General features: G+C 67.9%; 17 protein-coding genes. 5 read left to right on the top strand and 12 right to left on the bottom strand.

Annotation, left to right across the window (positions count from 1 at the left end; translation table 11 throughout):
- Window positions 1-32 precede the first annotated feature (32 nt).
- The 10 genes from H7290_RS19770 to H7290_RS19725 all read right to left on the bottom strand — a co-directional run bounded on the left by H7290_RS19770 (window position 33) and on the right by H7290_RS19725 (window position 9,795).
- Window positions 33-1,688: a cation acetate symporter gene (locus H7290_RS19770; RefSeq protein ID WP_290515736.1), complete on the bottom strand. Its 1,656-nt coding sequence runs from the start codon at window positions 1,686-1,688 to the stop codon at window positions 33-35.
- Window positions 1,685-2,038 carry a DUF485 domain-containing protein gene (locus H7290_RS19765; protein ID WP_290515735.1) on the bottom strand — a complete coding sequence of 118 codons (354 nt, stop codon included), beginning with the start codon at window positions 2,036-2,038 and terminating at the stop codon, window positions 1,685-1,687. Before H7290_RS19765 ends, H7290_RS19770 begins: the two co-directional genes overlap by 4 nt.
- 223 nt (window positions 2,039-2,261) lie before the next feature.
- Entirely contained in the window at window positions 2,262-3,899 is a 1,638-nt protein-coding gene (locus tag H7290_RS19760; protein WP_290515734.1) for a M4 family metallopeptidase, read from the bottom strand.
- Between the two features lie 103 nt (window positions 3,900-4,002).
- The gene (locus H7290_RS19755; RefSeq protein WP_290515733.1) at window positions 4,003-5,493 is read right to left on the bottom strand and encodes a cation acetate symporter; all 1,491 of its coding nucleotides are present in this window, start codon (window positions 5,491-5,493) and stop codon (window positions 4,003-4,005) included.
- A complete protein-coding gene (locus H7290_RS19750; protein ID WP_290515732.1) occupies window positions 5,490-5,888 on the bottom strand; it encodes a hypothetical protein in 399 nt (132 codons plus the stop codon). Before H7290_RS19750 ends, H7290_RS19755 begins: the two co-directional genes overlap by 4 nt.
- Entirely contained in the window at window positions 5,885-6,619 is a 735-nt protein-coding gene (locus tag H7290_RS19745; protein WP_290515731.1) for a LytTR family DNA-binding domain-containing protein, read from the bottom strand. The genes H7290_RS19750 and H7290_RS19745 overlap by 4 nt, the downstream gene beginning before the upstream one ends.
- 63 nt (window positions 6,620-6,682) lie before the next feature.
- Window positions 6,683-7,822, bottom strand: a complete 1,140-nt coding sequence (locus H7290_RS19740) for a histidine kinase (RefSeq protein WP_290515730.1) — start codon at window positions 7,820-7,822, stop codon at window positions 6,683-6,685.
- 9 nt (window positions 7,823-7,831) lie between these two features.
- Window positions 7,832-8,461, bottom strand: coding sequence for an energy-coupling factor transporter transmembrane protein EcfT (locus H7290_RS19735; RefSeq protein ID WP_290515729.1), 630 nt, complete (start codon window positions 8,459-8,461; stop codon window positions 7,832-7,834).
- Window positions 8,458-9,156, bottom strand: a complete 699-nt coding sequence (locus tag H7290_RS19730; RefSeq protein WP_290515728.1) for an ABC transporter ATP-binding protein — start codon at window positions 9,154-9,156, stop codon at window positions 8,458-8,460. The genes H7290_RS19735 and H7290_RS19730 overlap by 4 nt, the downstream gene beginning before the upstream one ends.
- A gap of 9 nt (window positions 9,157-9,165) precedes the next feature.
- A complete protein-coding gene (locus tag H7290_RS19725; protein ID WP_290515727.1) occupies window positions 9,166-9,795 on the bottom strand; it encodes a biotin transporter BioY in 630 nt (209 codons plus the stop codon).
- Window positions 9,796-9,922: 127 nt separating this feature from the next.
- Between H7290_RS19725 and H7290_RS19720 the strand changes: the two genes are divergently transcribed.
- A complete protein-coding gene (locus H7290_RS19720; RefSeq protein ID WP_290515726.1) occupies window positions 9,923-10,513 on the top strand; it encodes a TetR/AcrR family transcriptional regulator C-terminal domain-containing protein in 591 nt (196 codons plus the stop codon).
- A gap of 57 nt (window positions 10,514-10,570) precedes the next feature.
- Here the strand turns inward: H7290_RS19720 and H7290_RS19715 are convergent, their stop codons facing one another.
- A complete protein-coding gene (locus tag H7290_RS19715) occupies window positions 10,571-12,028 on the bottom strand; it encodes a GuaB1 family IMP dehydrogenase-related protein (RefSeq protein WP_290515725.1) in 1,458 nt (485 codons plus the stop codon).
- A 57-nt stretch (window positions 12,029-12,085) separates the two neighbouring features.
- On the opposite strand from H7290_RS19715, the gene H7290_RS19710 reads away from it, so the two are divergent.
- On the top strand, window positions 12,086-12,832 hold the full coding sequence (locus H7290_RS19710) for a class I SAM-dependent methyltransferase (protein WP_290515724.1): 747 nt from the start codon (window positions 12,086-12,088) through the stop codon (window positions 12,830-12,832).
- Between the two features lie 55 nt (window positions 12,833-12,887).
- Window positions 12,888-14,006, top strand: coding sequence for a glycosyltransferase family 4 protein (locus tag H7290_RS19705; RefSeq protein ID WP_290515723.1), 1,119 nt, complete (start codon window positions 12,888-12,890; stop codon window positions 14,004-14,006).
- 7 nt (window positions 14,007-14,013) lie between these two features.
- Here the strand turns inward: H7290_RS19705 and H7290_RS19700 are convergent, their stop codons facing one another.
- Entirely contained in the window at window positions 14,014-14,667 is a 654-nt protein-coding gene (locus H7290_RS19700) for a methyltransferase domain-containing protein (RefSeq protein WP_290515722.1), read from the bottom strand.
- A 365-nt stretch (window positions 14,668-15,032) separates the two neighbouring features.
- On the opposite strand from H7290_RS19700, the gene H7290_RS19695 reads away from it, so the two are divergent.
- Window positions 15,033-16,148 carry a hypothetical protein gene (locus tag H7290_RS19695; RefSeq protein WP_290515721.1) on the top strand — a complete coding sequence of 372 codons (1,116 nt, stop codon included), beginning with the start codon at window positions 15,033-15,035 and terminating at the stop codon, window positions 16,146-16,148.
- Window positions 16,149-16,242: 94 nt separating this feature from the next.
- The coding region (locus H7290_RS19690) for an FkbM family methyltransferase (protein ID WP_290515720.1) at window positions 16,243-16,593 on the top strand (351 nt) is incomplete at its 3' end.

Here is a 16,593-nt window from a genome sequence, read left to right as displayed (position 1 = left end):
GCCGCAGTCGTGATGACGTCCGAGTGTCGTGCCTACTTGACGGCGCCTGCTCCGGTCATGGAGCGGACCTCGAGCTCGGCGAAGTGGTTCTCCGCGCTGCGGTCCTTGGCGATGACCGTGCCCAACCAGCCGAAGAAGAATCCGAGCGGGATCGAGACGATGCCCGGGTTCTCGAGGGGGAACCAGCTGATGTCGATGCTGGTCGGCAGCAGCGAAAGGTTCTTGCCTGTGACCGGATCCAGTCCCTTGCCGGACATGACCGGCGAGAAGACCACCAGCCCCACCGAGGCGATCAGGCCGCCGTAGATGCTCCAGACTGCACCGCTGGTGTTGAACTTCTTCCAGAACAGGTTGTAGATCAGCGCCGGAAGGTTGGCCGACGCAGCAACGGCGAACGCGAGCGCGACGAGGAACGCCACGTTGAGCTTCTGGCCGGGGATGGCCATCAGGATGGCGACACCACCGATGCCGAAGGCGGCGATCTTGGCCACCTTGACCTCGTCCTTCTCCGTCGCCGTGTTCTTCTTCCACACGTTGGCGTACAGGTCGTGCGCCACGGACGAGGCGGAGGTCAGGGTGAGCCCTGCGACGACCGCCAGGATGGTGGCGAACGCGACCGCCGAGATCAGTGCCAGCAGCACCGCGCCACCGGTTGATCCGGTGCCACCGCCCACAGCCTCTGCGAGCAGCGGAGACGCAAGGTTTCCGCCCGACTCGATGATCTTGGTCTTGGCCTCACCCGTGACGAGCGCCGCGGCACCGAAGCCGAGAACCAGCGTCATGAGGTAGAACGCGCCGATCAGACCAATGGCCCACAGCACCGACTTGCGCGCCTGGCGAGCTGTCGGGACGGTGTAGAAGCGGATCAGGATGTGTGGCAGTCCGGCGGTGCCGAGCACGAGCGCGATGCCGAGCGACAGGAAGTCGATCTTGCTGGTGAAGGTGGCGCCGTACTTCAGGCCGGGCTCGAGGAACGACTGTCCCTTGCCACTGTTGGTGGCGGCCGTCCCGAGGAGGTCGGACAGGTTGAAGTTGAACTTCGCGAGCACGAGGATCGTGATCAGCAGCGTGCCGGCCATCAGCAGCACGGCCTTGACGATCTGCACCCACGTCGTGCCCTTCATGCCGCCCACCGTCACGTAGAAGACCATCAGCAGGCCGACCGCGACGATCGTGAGGTTCTTGGCCATCTCGCTGCTCACCCCAAGCAGCAGAGTGACGAGTGCGCCTGCGCCGACCATCTGGGCGATCAGGTAGAAGATCGACACGACGACGGTCGAGGTCGCGGCAGCGGTGCGCACCGGACGCTGTTGCATGCGATAGGCCAGCTGGTCGGCCATCGTGAAACGGCCGGAGTTGCGCAGCAGCTCGGCGACCAGGAGCAGGGCGACGAGCCAGGCGACGAGGAATCCGACCGAGTAGAGGAAGCCGTCGTAGCCGGCGAGCGCGATGGCGCCGGAGATGCCGAGGAACGATGCCGCGGACATGTAGTCACCCGCCACCGCCATGCCGTTCTGGAAGCCGGTGAAGCTGCGGCCGCCGGCGTAGTAGTCGGCGGCTGTCTTGTTGTTGCGGCTTGCTGCGAACGTGATGCCGACGGTGATGGCCACGACCAGGATGAAAAGCGTGGCGGTCAGGGCCTGATGGTCGGACGAGCTGCCGGTGGCGGCGTGCAAGAGCGTGTTCATCGGTGATCCTCCTCGTGCGCGGTCTCTGCTTCGAACTCGGCGCGCAGCCGATCGGCGATCGGGTCCATGTGGCGCGCGGCATAGCGGGCGTACCAGATGGCAATGCCGAAGGTGGTCGCAAACTGAAGCAGGCCCCAGACGAGCGCGACGTTGATGTTGCCGAAGAGGCGGTGCCCCATGAATCCTCCAGCCCAGTTGGAGAAGATGACATAGAGCAGGTACCACGCCATGAAGGCGATGGTCATGGGGACAACGAAGCCGCGATAGCTCTTCTTGAGCTGGGCGAAGTCGTCAGAAGCATGGATGCGTGCGTAGGCAGCTTCGGCCTCGGCGGACACCTTTTCGACCACGGTGGGTCACCTCTTTCGGAAGGCGGGCGGCACAGGGAAGTGCCACCCGCCACACGGTAGGTGCGGCGACCCGCTGTGTGCCAGATCACAACAGGCGGCGTGCGACGGAACCGGGGCAGCCCTGCGGCATGCGGTCAAAGACGTACGACAAGCGGTCGTTTGCGGGCGACCAACGGCACCGGTGATGTGCCCGGCCGGTCAGCCGGGCACATCACCGGTCCGATCAGCTGACGCTGACGGCGCTCCAGCCCGCGGCGACGGCGGACTGCTGCGCGCTGCCCGTGCCGAAGAGGTCGCGAGCCGCGTCGAGAGTCGCGGTGCGGGCCCCGGCGTAGTCGGTGCTCGACGTCATGTAGACCGTCAGCGCGCGGTACCAGATGGCCGCGGCAGCGGACCGACCGATGCCGGCGACGCTCGAGCCGTTGCAGGTCGTCGAGCTGTGCGGAACTCCGCCGATCGACGTCGACCCGGACCCCTCGGCCAGAAGGTAGAAGAAGTGGTTGCCGATGCCCGAGGAGTAGTGCACGTCGACATTCTTGGCGTTGCTCGACCAGCAGCTGAGCGAGGCACCGTCCGACGACGGGTTGTCCATACGACGAAACCCCTCATGCTTCGCGAGGTCGAACTCCTCGCCGATCAGGTAGTCGCCCGGATCCTGCGGGTTGGCGGCGTAGAACTCCACCATCGTGCCGAAGATGTCGCTGGTGGACTCGTTGAGGCCGCCGGACTCACCGGAGTAGGTCAGCCCGGCAGTGTTCTCTGTGACTCCGTGCGACATCTCGTGACCCGCGACGTCGAGCGAGGTCAGTGGGCCATAGGACGCCCCGTCACCGTCGCCGTACGTCATCTTCGACCCGTCCCAGAACGCGTTGACGTAGTTCTTGCCGTAGTGGACCCGGTTGGACGAGCCCTTTCCGGTGTCGAAGATGCCGTTGCGGCCGAAGTTCGCCTTGTAGTAGTCCCACGTGACGTTGGTTCCGTACTGTGCGTCGACGGCTGCCGACTCACGACTCGCCCCGGTGCCGGTACCAAAGTGCGTGTCGGGGCTCGTGAAGAGCGTCCCGGCGATGCAGCCTGAGCCAAGCAGCGAGCAGAGGACCGAGTCGGTGCCGTTCTTCGCGTCGGTCGTGAACGTGTTGCCGCGGGTCGGGTCCTTGAGCTGGTAGGTGCCGTCTGTCTGGGTGAGCTGCAGCGGCACCGTTCCGCCGTACAGCGACTGGCCGTCGCCGTCGATGGTCTGGATGCGCTGCTCAGAACGCAGGATTGCGCCGGTCCGGGCGTCGACGTAGGTGTCGATGCGGCTGGGCGTGCGGTCGGCCTGCATGCCGGTGGTCGTGGCAAGCCAGGCGAGCCTCGGTGTCGTCGAGGTGGCGTCGACGACGAGTGTGGGCGTGCCGGCGCGGGTTGCCGCTGTACCCACGCGTGACCGCGCCTCGCCGCTGGACAGGGTCGGGGTGGTCGAGAGGGTCAGGGCGCGGTCTAGCGACTGCGAGCTGCCGGTGAAGCTGCCGCCAGCATCGCGGTGGACCACCAGGTCGCCGCCGACGACGCGCAGACCGTCGTAGGTGCGCCTCATGCGGACATGGGTCGCGCCGGTGGAGTCGACCAGGGCATCGGTGACGACGAGCGACTGGTCGGTGCTGACCCGGGTGGCGCTGCTGTTCGACCGGGCCGATCGCATCGCCGCCAGAGCCTGCGATCCGGAGGTCGAGAGCGGCCGGGTCGACGTGACCCGGTCGCCTCGGTCCGGTGGCGCCGCGCCGCTCGCCGAAGAAATGGTGGCGGTGCCCGTCGCGGCGCTCAGCGCCGCGACGGCGACGAAGGTGGCGCTGGCAGTGACAAGAGAGCTGGTGGTGCGCATGTGCATATCCCCCGATAGGCGCGCGTTGTCATGGGACGACCCGAGACATCCGCGTTGCCGGGAGCCTAGGGCAGCGGGCCGCAACTGTAAATGGGAGTTGCGGTCAGAATCGGCGGTCGACCGTGACGCGCTCGGGGGTGTGCAGCCGCACCATGGTGCGGGCGACGTTGGACGGGATGTCCGACCGGGTTGTCAGCGACACCCCGACCATGAGGGCGAAGCCCACAGGAACCGACCACGCCGCGGGTTGGCTCATCAGCACACCGAACCAGCCCTCCGGGCCCCAGACGATCGTGAGGATGGTGGCAGCCCCGGCGCACAGGCCGCCGCCGATGAGCCCGGTGATCGCACCGCGAGCGGTGAGCCCCCGCCACCAGATGCCCAGCACCAGCAGAGGGCAGAACGTCGACGCCGCGAGCGCGAATGCGAAGGTCACCGAGCTGGCCACAGCGATGCGCTCGGCCGAGAGTGCCAGCACCAGCGGCACCATGACTCCTCCGATCGCACCGAGTCGCAATGCTGTGATCGTGGTCAGCCGCCCCGGGGCGAGACCCTGGCCGATGACACCGGCGACGGACATCGTCAGCCCTGACGAGGTCGAGAGGAAGGCCGCGAACGCGCCGGCCGTCAGCAGGGCCGCGAGCACGTCTCCCGTGGTTCCGCCGATCATGCGCGCCGGTAGCTCGAGCACGACGGCGTCGGTGCGCCCCGACGCCAGCAGGTCGCGGGCATAGACCCGTCCGAGGACGCCGTAGATCGTCGGCAGGAGGTAGAACGTCCCCAGCAACGCGAGCACGATGAGGGTCGTCCGGCGCGCGGCGTGACCATCTGGGTTGGTGTAGAAGCGGACGACGACGTGCGGCAGGCCCATGGTGCCGAGGAATGTCGCGACCATGACCGAGTACGTCAGGTAGAGGCTCGTGCTGTCGGTCTGTCCGAAGGGCTGGAACCACTCGGTGGGAGCGACGGGTGAAGGCCGGCCGTCGTCGCTCCAGGTGTGCAGCAGGAAGAACACCGGGATGAGCAGAGCAGTGAGCTTGAGCCAGTACTGAAAGGCCTGCACGAAGGTGATGCTCCGCATGCCGCCGGACACCACGTTGACGACGACGATGACGGCCACCACCACGGTGCCGACCCACCCCGGCGCGCCAGTCACGGTGCGCATCGTCAGGCCGGCGCCCTGAAATTGCGGCATCAGGTAGAGCCAGCTGACCGCGACGACGAGGAGGCTGGCGACCCGTCGAACCCCCACCGACTGAAGCCTGACCTGGGCGAAGTCGGGGATCGTGTACGCCCCCGAGCGCCGCAGAGGCGCGGCGACGAACACCAGCAGGAGCAGGTAGCCCGTCGTCCAGCCGATCGGGTACCAGAGCATCTCCGCGCCATAGGCCAGCACGAGCCCGGCGACGCCGAGGAACGAGGCCGCGGAGAGGTACTCCCCACCGATCGCCGAGCTGTTCCACACCGGGCTGACCGAGCGTGACGCGACGTAGAAGTCGCTGGTCGTGCGACTGAAGCGCAGGCCGAACGCGCCGATCGTCAGGGTCGCCACGGCGACGAGCACCACCGCGACGATGCCGTAGGTCGGGTTCACTGCTCGTCCGGGCGTTCCGGCTCGACGAGCTCGGTGAAGTCGCGTTCGGCGCGCTCGACCTGTCGCAGGTAGAGCCAGCCCAGCGCGAAGAGGCAGGGGTAGACGAACACCCCGAGGACCAGCCACGGCAGGGGAATACCGAATAGGGTGGCCTCGGTGACTGAGTCGAACGCCCAGAAGACCAGCGGAAGTGCGCCGATCGACAGCACCAGGGTCGACGCGACGGTGAGAGCGGCCCTCAGCTGCGAGCGGATCAGCGAGCGCATGTAGACCTCACCGATGCCCGTCGACTCGTCTATTTCCTGACCCACGCTGCGACGCACCCGCGACGGCGCGGACGTCAACGGGTTGGTCACGCGGACCCGGCCGGTGTACTCGCGAGGAGGCTCGGTCACCGGGCGCGCTCGTGGACGAGGTCTTTGAGGTCGCGGGTGTGGCGGCGAGCAACCTGCAGCTCGACCTGGTCGTCGCCGACGGGCACCAGCACGCTGCAGCGTCCGGATTGCATACGGATCTCGCGGACGTGGGCCAGATTCACCGCGAGGCTGCGGTGGATACGCACGAAGCCGGTGTCCGCCCAGTCGTCGGCGAGGGTGCTCAGGGGCAAGCGGATGAGGTGGCTCGTGCCGTCGACGGTATGCAGCCGGACGTAGTCCCCTTGCGCCTCGGCATACGTGACTGACGCGCGGGAAACCCACCGGGTGACTCCGCCGAGCTCGACGGCGATCGACTCGTCGGGGCTCGTCGGGCCGGACTCGACGTCGGCGCACGCCCGTCGCACGCTCTCGCGCAGCCGGTCCTCGCGGATGGGTTTGAGCAGGTAGTCGACGGCATTGAGCTCGAATGCCTCGACCGCGTGGGTGTCGTGCGCGGTGACGAAGACGATGTGCGGAGGATGGCGGAACCTGCCGAGCAGCCGCGCGATCTCGAGCCCGCTCAGCCCCGGCATCGCGACGTCGAGGAACACCAGCTCGATGTCGTCCGCCTCGATGAGTCGCAGGGCCTCGGTGCCGGAGCGTGCAGTCTTGACCGAGGCAATGCGGTTGTCGCGACCAAGCAGGAACACCAGCTCGTCGAGGACGGGCTGTTCATCGTCGACGACGAGGGTGCGGAGGTCGGCGGTCATGAAGTGATCTTCGTCGTGTGGGAACTCCGCCACAAGTCCCGGCGGTGTGTGGGTCGGATCAGGCTACGGGGCGGTGTCGCTGCCCGGTGAGAACTTCGGGACCCGCAGGGTGACCTTCGTGCCGTATCCCGGTGCTGTCTCGACCACGATCCCGTACTTGCGGCCGTAGACGGTGCGCATGCGCTCGTCGACGTTCGCGAGGCCGACGGACCCGCTGGTGGTGCGACCCTGCAGGACGTCGCGCACGGTGTCGGGGTCGACGCCCACGCCATCGTCCTCGATCGTGATGTGACACTCGGCGCCCGCGTCGAGCGCGATGACGGTGACCGTGCCGACGCCGTCCTTGGCCTCGAGCCCGTGCCGGACGGCGTTCTCGACGAGGGGCTGGATGGACAGGAAGGGGAGCGTCACGCTCAGGACCTCCGGGGCGACCCGCGTGACGACCCGGAGCCGGTCGCCGAAGCGTGCCTTTTCCAGCACGAGGTAGCGCTCGATCGACCGCAGCTCCTCGGCGAGAGTCGTGAACTCGCCGTGCTCACGGAACGAGTAGCGGGTGAAATCGGCAAACTCCAGCAGGAGGTCGCGGGCCCGCTCGGGATCGGTGCGGATGAACGAGGCGATGGCACCGAGCGAGTTGTAGATGAAGTGGGGGGAGATCTGCGCCCGCAGCGCTCGCAGCTCTGCCTCCATCAGTGCGGTGCGCGACTCTGACAGCTCGGCCAGCTCGAGCTGGCTGGACATCCACCTGGCGACCTCGGTGGTGGCGCGAGCGAGGCCTGCCGAGGCCTCGTCGCTGACCACCAGGATGCTGCCCACGATGCGCTCCTCCACCGAGAGCGGGGCGACGATGGCATGGTCGGAAGCCTGTGTGGTGCCGCTCTCGAGTGCGTGGCTGATGAGCGCGCTCACATCGGTGGCTTCGCCCGGTCCCTCCCAGGCGAGCGGGCCGTGGAGATCTGTGATGCCCACAGTGGGCGCGCCGAGCAGTGTCCGCACATGTGGGAGTGCCAGCGCGGCGCTCTCGGCATCGAGGCCCCGGCGCAGAGCTGGCGCTGCCTGGGACGCGGTGTGCAGGGTCTCGTACGTGGCGCGGTCGGCTGGCGACCCGAGGGTGCGGCGCTGGATGAGGAGCCTCCAGCGGACGAACGCCGCCGCGGCGACAAGGACCACCGCGAGGATGACTGCGGTGCTGACGTTGTCCATCCGTGGACGCTACCGCGCGGGTACGTCGTCGTCGCCGATGCCGCGGGCGTGCAACGCTTCGCCGGTTGCGAGCGCCTGGGCGACGACCCTGATTGCCATCGGCGACAGGTTTGCCCGCGGGCTGCGCTCGAGACCGCGTGCCTTGGCCGCCTCACGCGTGTCGTGGAAGATCTCGAAGATGGCGGGTATCGCCCCGATCATGAGCGAGAAGGCGAGCGCGACCTTCTCGGGGTTGACGCCGAGGCGCCGAAGCGGACGCAACCCTCGCACGATCGCGTCGAGGAGCGCGTCCATCGGCGTCGTGGCGGTGAACGTGGTGGCAGCGATGACGAGGCAGACCGTCGTCGACACCACCTCGACGGCCACGGGCCAGCCTCGCTGCCACAGCTGGAAGCCGGCCAGGATCGCCACGACCAGCAGCAGTGGGCGAAGGCCACGCCAGACGGTCGACACCGGGACGCGCGCCCCGGCCGTCACGGCCAGCGAGACACCGAGTGCCGCAGTGGCCGGCCACGGGCCGCGGATCGCGACCACGACGATGCTGAAGGCGAGCAGCGACCCGAGCTTCGGGCCAGCGGGGACTCGATGCCAGATCGTCGTACCGGGTTGATAGGTACCGAGCGGCAGCGAGCGCCTCATGACGTCGCCACACTGCGTCGGTAGTGGTCGACCGCGGCGGCGGGGGCGCCGTCGTAGACGATGGGACCGTCCTCGACCACCAGCGCCCGATCGCAGCGCCGAGCCAGGTCAAGGTCGTGCGTGACCAGGATGAGCTGCTGCGTGAGGCCGAACAACCGATCAGCGACGGTGGCGCTGTTGCGCAGATCGAGCAGGGTGGTCGGCTCGTCGGCGACGACGATGGACGGCTCAGTGGCCAGCACTCCGGCCAGGGCGAGCAGCTGCTGCTGACCACCGGAGAGCGCATGGACGCTCGTGCTCGCGAGGTGTGCGAGCCCGAACGACTCGAGCACCTCGGTGGTGCGGTGCGCGCGTTCGTTCGGATCGTGGACATGGCGGCGCAACGACAGTGCGACGTCCTCGGCGACGGTGGGCATCACGAGCTGGGCGGCAGGTTGGGTGAACACGAACCCGACGCGACGACGCACCGCCGGACCGTTCTCGGACACATCGAGGCCATCGACGAGCACGCGGCCCGACGAGGCCGCGACGAGGCCGTTGAGGAGCCGCGCGATCGTTGACTTGCCCGAGCCGTTGCCACCGATGAGGGCCACTCTTGGCTCGGTGAGGTGCGCGCTGACGTCATGAAGGATGGTGACGTCGCCGCCGGCCGCCGGTGCGGTGACGCCGACGGCGTCGAGCTCGATGGTGGCCACAGGCCGAGGCTAGTTGCTCACGCCCTGCTTGCTGACACCATGCTGGTCGCGGTGGGTGAGCAGCGCCGGGAATGCGCGGTGCACCGAGGCAGCCACGACCGCTGCGATGGCCAGCTTGACCAGGTCGGCGGGGACGTAGGCGAACGAGGCCTTGATCGTCGACAACAGAGGAGTGTCGGCATAGAGCGAGATGCCCGTTGCGCCGACCAGCCAGACGAGCAGCTCCGCGACGACCCCGCCCGCGACGACGATCCCGGCCGTGACGACCACGTTGCGCCGGTGAGCCTGCTCGACGGCGAGGCCGACGATCGCGGCAGCGAACGGGAAGGCGAGGAGGTAGCCGCCGGTGACGCCGGTGAACGGTGCGATGCCGGACGTCCCACCGGCGAAGATCGGCAGACCCGCTGCTCCGACCACGAGGTAGAGCAGCACTGACAGGAAGCCGCGCTTCGCACCGAGCACGGCGCCAGCGAGGAAGATGCCGAACAGCTGCAGCGTGACGGGCACGCCGTTGACACCGAAGGGCAGTGACGCGGAGACGGCGCAGACCGCGATGAGCGCCGCGAAGGTGGCGATGAGTGCGAGGTCGGTCGTCGTCGTCGATGACCGGCGCGATGTCGGGGTGGCGGCGTTGCTCATGGGGTGCTCCTGCAAGATATGGCGGCGTCTGGACGTGGCGAGAACTGAACAGCACTCAGGTGAACGGCGTTCAGGTTAGCGTATAGGCTGATCGCGCTGTCAACACGCGAACGCCGAAGGGGTCCCCGTGCGCTACCACCGTTCCGACATCGTTGAGCGTGCCGTCGACATCCTCGACCAGTACGGCCTGCCCGACCTCTCGATGCGTCGGATCGCCTCCGAGCTCGGGCTGCAACCGAGCGCGCTCTACCACCACTTCACCAGCAAGCAGGTGCTCCTGGCAGCCGTCGCCGATGAGCTGCTCACCCGCGGCGATCGGCCCGACGCGGACGGGCTGTCATGGGACGAACGAGTCATCGGCCAGAGCCGCGGACTCCGCGATGCGATGCTCGCCTTCCGCGACGGGGCCGAGCTGGTCGCCACGGTGCATGCCTTCGGCCTGGGCGCCCGCACGCCTCACGCCCGCCTGGCCGCAACGATCCGCGACGGCGGTTTCGACGAGTCGTTCTCCCGTGCCGCGGCCACCACGATCATGCACTTCGTGTTCGGTCACGTCTCCGACGAGCAGACGCACCTGCAGGCCAACAGCGTCGGCGCGATCGATGACGTCGTCGGCGGCGGGACCGACCGTGCCGACAAGGCGTCGTTCGAGCTGGGGCTCACGCTGATCCTCGACGGCATCCGCCTCCGCCACCATGCCGCTTCTGCGGTGGGCTAGCGTCCACCGCTGCCGAGGAGCAGTGGACGCTGAGGTACCGCCCCGGCGGCGGGGCGATCACCAGCTCGCGTGCAGGGGCCGGCCCTCGTCATAGCCGGCCGAGCTCTGCAGGCCGACGATCGCACGCTCGTGGAACTCCGCGATCGACCGCGCTCCCGCGTAGGTGGCGCTCGAGCGCACACCGGCGGGGATCGCATCGACGAGATCTTCCACCCCCGGACGATCGGGGTCGAGGAACATGCGTGACGACGAGATGCCCTCCTCGAACAGCGCCATGCGGGCGCGCTCGAAGCCGGCGGCGTCACGGGTGCGGTTGGAGACGGCCCGGGCCGAGGCCATGCCGAAGGACTCCTTGAAAGGGCGCCCGTCCGGCCCCACCTTGAGGTCGCCCGGGCTCTCGAGTGTTCCCGCAAACCACGAGCCGATCATGATGCTGGCAGCCCCGGCCGCGAGCGCGAGCGCGACGTCGCGCGGGTACCGCACCCCTCCGTCGGCCCACACGTGCGCGCCGAGATCGGTGGCGGCAGCGGCGCACTCGAGCACCGCCGAGAACTGCGGGCGGCCGACCCCGGTCATCATGCGTGTCGTGCACATGGCTCCGGGCCCGACCCCGACCTTGACGATGTCCGCACCTGCCGCGACGAGGTCGCGCACGCCGTCGGCTGAGACGACGTTGCCGGCGGCGACCGGGACGCGTCGGCCCGACGTGGAGGCGTGTGCGTCGCGCGCCTCGACGACCAGCGGGAGAGCCTCCAGCATCTTTTCCTGGTGCCCGTGCGCCGTGTCGACGACGAGCACGTCGATGCCCATCGCGAGGAGATCGGCGGCCCGGCGCCCGACATCGCCGTTGATGCCGACAGCGGCGCCGATGACAAGGCGCCCGGATGGATCGACGGCAGGTTGGTAGATCGTCGAGCGCAGCGCGCCCTTGCGGGTCAGCACGCCGGCCAGGAGCCCGCCGTCGAGCACGGTAGCCACGTCGAGGTGGCGGGCTGACATCTCGTTGAAGCACTCGCGGGGGTCGGCTCCCACCTCGAAGGTCAGCACGTCGGCCGTCATGACCTCGTGCACTTGTGCGAATCGGTCGATCTCCGCACCGTCATGCTCGGTGACGATGCCGAGCGGCTTGCCGTCCTTGACGACGACGACCGCTCCGTGTGCTCGCTTGGGCAGCAGGCTCATGGCTTCCCCAACCGTCGTCGAGGGGTCGACGGTCACCGCCGTGTCGTAGACGATGTGCGCCGTCTTCACCCGCGAGATGGTGGCGGCGACGATGTCGAGCGGGATGTCCTGCGGGATGATGGCGATGCCGCCCCGGCGGGCGATCGTCTCGGCCATGCGGCGGCCTGATATCGCCGTCATGTTGGCAACCACGAGCGGTAGCGTCGTGCCGGTGCCATCGGCCGTGGACAGGTCGACGTCGAACCGGCTGGTGACGTCGGAGCGTCCCGGGACCATGAACACGTCGTTGTAGGTCAGGTCGAAGGACGGCTGCAGATCGTTTAGGAACTTCACCTCAGAATCCTACGGTTAGACTCGGCCGACGTCCGATAGCTCCGCGGAAGGTGCCACGTGAACGATCCTTTGAGTCGGCTCTACCCCGAGACCGCCGTAGGCGGTTTCAGCAGGGTCGACAAGTCGATCGAGTTCTTCAGCCGCATCGATGCACTGGTCACACAAGATTCCGTGGTCGTCGATTTCGGTGCAGGGCGCGGGGGCTTCATGGACGAGCCCGACAGCTATCTGCGCAGGCTCCAGCTCTTCCGGGGCCGGGTGCGCAAGGTCATCGGCGTCGACATCGACCCCGTGGTCCTGGAGAACACGAGCGTCGACGAGGCGCAGGTGTGGGTACCGGGCGATCGCATCGACATGCCGGATGAGTCGGTGGACCTGGTGATGACGGACTACACGTTCGAGCACGTCGAGGATCCCGCGGTCGTGGCGACCGAGCTCGGGCGCATCGTCAAGCCCGGCGGCTGGATCTGCGCCCGCACTCCGAACAAGTGGGGCTACATCGCCATCGGGGCACGGCTCGTGCCGAACCGGCTCCACGCGAGGGCACTGACCCGACTGCAACCGGGTCAACGCGCCGCCCGCGACGTGTTCCCGACCTGTTACAACCTCAACACCCTGCGAGACGTCCGGCGGTACTTCCCGGCACCGGAATGGTCGGTGGTGGGATACACCGTCGATGGTGAGCCGGTGTACTTCGGCCGGTCGCGAGTCATGATCTACGGGGTGTATGCCCTGTCTCGGCTGCTGCCGCAGCGATTCGGGGCGATGTACATGTTCTTCATCCAGAAACGTGCCACCGACTGACCAGAGCGTCGACAGCGGCCGTCGCCCGACGTGAGCCGCGCGGTACCGTTCCGGGGTGCGAATCGTCTTCCTCGGCAATGGAATGACCGGCTATCTCGATGCGCAGTATCGCGAGCTCCACCAACTCGGCCACGAGCTCATGGTCGTGCAACCCGACAGCCCCGAGGCAGCGGTCGCCGCGATGCGGGACACGGCTTTCGGCGACCTCGGCACGGGCACCTACGCGGAGTTCCTGGGCTGGCAGGACTCTCCCCGCCCCGACGTCCTCACGAAGCAGGTGCTGGAGTTCGACCCCGACGCTGTCGTCATGACCGCGTGGAACTTTGCCAAGGCCTACCGCGCAGTGATGAAGGCGGTGCCCGCTGAGGTCGTCCGGATCCTCGTGATGGACAACCTCTGGCGATCTACGCCGAGGCAGTGGCTCGGACGGGCGGTGCACCGGTGGTACATCGACACGGTGGCGGACGCGGCCATGGTGCCGAGCGACCGCAGTGAGTTCTACGCACATCGTCTCGGTTTTGGTGCCGCTGACGTGATCCGCGGCTCGCTCACTGCTGACACTGGCATCTTCTTCACCCCTCCGCGGTCCGGTGAGGACATGGCTTCCCGACGATCGTTCCTCTTCGTGGGTCGACTCGTCGACCACAAGGGAGCCGACCTGCTCGCGGAGGCGTACGCCCGCTACCGAAGGGCCGACAGCGACCCGTGGGACCTGCACGTCGTGGGCATGGGTCCGCTGGGGCCGATGTTGGCCGGTCTCGACGGCGTGACGATGCACGGCTTCCTCCCACCGGTCGCCGTCGCCGCACTGATGCGCGAGGCGTCCGGTTACCTGCTTCCGTCGCACATCGAGCCGTACGGCGTGGCAGTGCACGAAGCGGCAGCGTCGGGTCTGCCGATCTTGTGCTCGGACTTCGCCGGCGTGGCCCCGGGTCTTGTCCAGGACGGCGCGAACGGATGGATCGTGCCCGCGGGTGACGTGGACCTCTGGGTGGCCGCGATGACGCGGATGAGCTCGCTGAGCTCGGTACGGCTGGCCGCGATGTCCGAGATCAGCCTGGCGCTCTCGAGACGGATCAGCCCGAGCATCTGGGCGCACAATCTCCAGGACGAGATCGGGCGCAGGCGGGCCGCAGGCGGCGGGCGGCTGACCCGCCAGACATCGTCCAGGTGAGCCCTACCTAGCGGGTTGCCTCGACCGCCATCTGGGCTCCGCCCTCATCGGCTCGTTGATCGAGAGAGTCCATCTCGGGATGCGGGCTCTCGCCCGGTGAGCAGCGCACCACGGAGTGGAAGCCTGCGCGTTCCAGCTCGGCCGCCAAGGTCTCGAAGTCGTAGACGTAGCCCTCGTGATGGCCGAATGATGCGATGGGGATACGCACCCAGTCGAGGGGATGCTCGACCGTGAGGCCCATCGACTCATACGTCCGCGCGCCGGGATCGCCGGCCGGCCTCGAGCCACTGAGGTACTTGTCGATGTGTGCCCGCAGATCAGGTGTCACCAGCCTGATCACTCCGCCGGGCTGCAGGCAACGGTGGGCCTCGGAGAAGAGCACCCGGCCGGCCTCCAGTGGGACGTGTTCGATCACGTTGTCGGAGTAGACGTGGGAAGTCGACGCGTCCTCGAGGGGCCAGGTGGTGGTCGCGTCCATGAAGTTCCGTGTCACCGCGTTGACGTTGGTGACAACCCAGCCCGGACGATCCTCCAGGCCACCAATCTCCAGCTTGAGGGGACGGGGCGCGGCTGCGAGGGAACGCTTTGCCCGCCGTTTGGCAAGGGGTGTGTTTGCTGTGCGGACGGTCGAACGCACTACCGCGCGGAGTGTGGGGTTCACAGCGCGTACGCTACCTGCCTCGCTGCACGGTCTGGACCATATCGGTCGAGAGCCCTCCAGAGGTCGCATGCGCGACCAAGGGCAGAAGCAGGTTCCGGGGTCCTCACTCCCTTCCAGGGCTCAAGGGCTTGTCGTCAGTGCCGCAGGCGGCCTTGTGCTCTGGTTTCTCCTGTCCGAGGTGTCGAATCGATCAAGCCAGCCGTCCTCGTGCAGGCGCCGCGGCCGGGACGCGCAGCCGAATTTTGGTAGTCGTGTCTGGCCCGGCTCTGTCGCCGGTATCCTCTGACCATGCATCGGCGGCGACTGGATGATGGTGGAACCAGCGCAGCAACCGTCTCCCGGCACTCCCGGAGGGATGGCGCCTGATGGGAACCACGATCCTCGTCGAGCCGTTCCCCGAGGGGCACCGCTCGCAGGCAGTCGCCAACGTCGCTGCCGTCGCCTCCCGGACGTCAGAGGTCCTCATCCTGACGTCCCGCGGAGGGACCGCGGACCCGGCCTTCCAGGAGTACCTCGGAGACCTTGGCTACCGGGTGCTGGAGGTCTTCGACGCAGCGCTCCCCCCGATTCGCGACATCGCACGGGAGGTTGCGGCTCTCTGCCGCACCGAGCATGTCGACGCGGTCGTGGTGATGGATGCTGACCAGTCACTCAAACGATGGTGGTTCGAGGCTCCGCGCGCATTCGGTCTGCGGAGACGGCCCCGGGTGATCTTCATGCTCACCCGATATCCGGCCAAGCTCAAGCTGACCGACATGGTCGGATGGAAGCTTCGCCTTCCCAAGGCCACGCTGGCCATCGTCGCGATGGCAACGGGGTCGTTGCACCGAGTTGCCGGGTTCGCCGGACGCGACGACATGTCGCCCGGATGGGTCGTCAAGCGCACCCGCGACCCCGCGATCTGCTCGGCGCACTCCCGCGATCGCGCACACCTTCGGGAAGAGCTCGGCCTCCCGCCCGCCCGCAAGATCATCGGCATCTTCGGCGTGATCTCCGAACGCAAGAACGCCAAGCTTGTCTGGGAGGCGATGCAGGAGTCTCAGGTCGACGCTGACCTTGTGCTCGCCGGGGGTCTGACGCCCGGCGTCGAGGAATGGGTCAAGCTGGTCGGGCCCTCTCCGCACGGTCGGATCATCGTGCGAAACGGGTACCTGCCCAATGCCGATCTTGACAGACTGGTCGCGTCGTCCGACATCGCCGCGTTGATCATGACCAACAACGGGCCGAGCGGCATCATGGGCAAGGCTCTGGCCGCCGACGTCCCGGTGGTGACGGCCGGGTCCGAGGTGCGGGCCCGTGAGGTGCGTGCCACCGGTGGTGGTGAGGTCGCCGACTTCGACCGGATGAGCATCGGCGCCGCCATCATGCGTGCCGTGGAACGTGATCCCGGCGCTCCACGCCGCAACACGGTTCCACCCGCGACCCCCGAGGAGTTCGCGAGGAGCCTGCTGGGCGAGCGACGAGCGGTCGCCCCAACGTGATGCAGTCCGTCGATCTGCCCGCAGCCCAGTCGGTGTCGTCCGATGCTCACGAAGATCGAGGAGAACCAGTGCCCATCACGCAGGAAGCCGCCCGATGAAGGCAAGGACCAAGCTGGCGTATGCCGTGGCGACCCGGCTGGGCCGACGCGGATTCGAGGTGCGGCGACACTCGGCCGCTCGTCGTCAGTCGGTCCTCGCCAAGCAAGAAGTCGACCTCGTCCTCGACGTCGGTGCCTCCACCGGCGGCTACGGAACCTCGCTCCGGTCGTTCGGCTACACCGGGCAGATCGTCTCGTTCGAGCCCCTCGCCGCCGCATTTGCCGAGCTCAGCGCCACGGTCGCCAGCGACCCGCTCTGGACCGCTCGCAACACGGCCCTCGGCGCCGAGCCGGGAGAGGCCACCATCAACATCGCGTCCAACAGCGCCAGCAGCTCGTTGCTGCCG

Origin of the sequence: Aeromicrobium sp., assembly GCF_014378035.1 — a bacterium.
Taxonomy (GTDB): domain Bacteria; phylum Actinomycetota; class Actinomycetes; order Propionibacteriales; family Nocardioidaceae; genus Aeromicrobium.
Note: the sequence above shows the minus strand (reverse complement) of the source record. Positions and strands in the feature narration are given on the sequence as shown.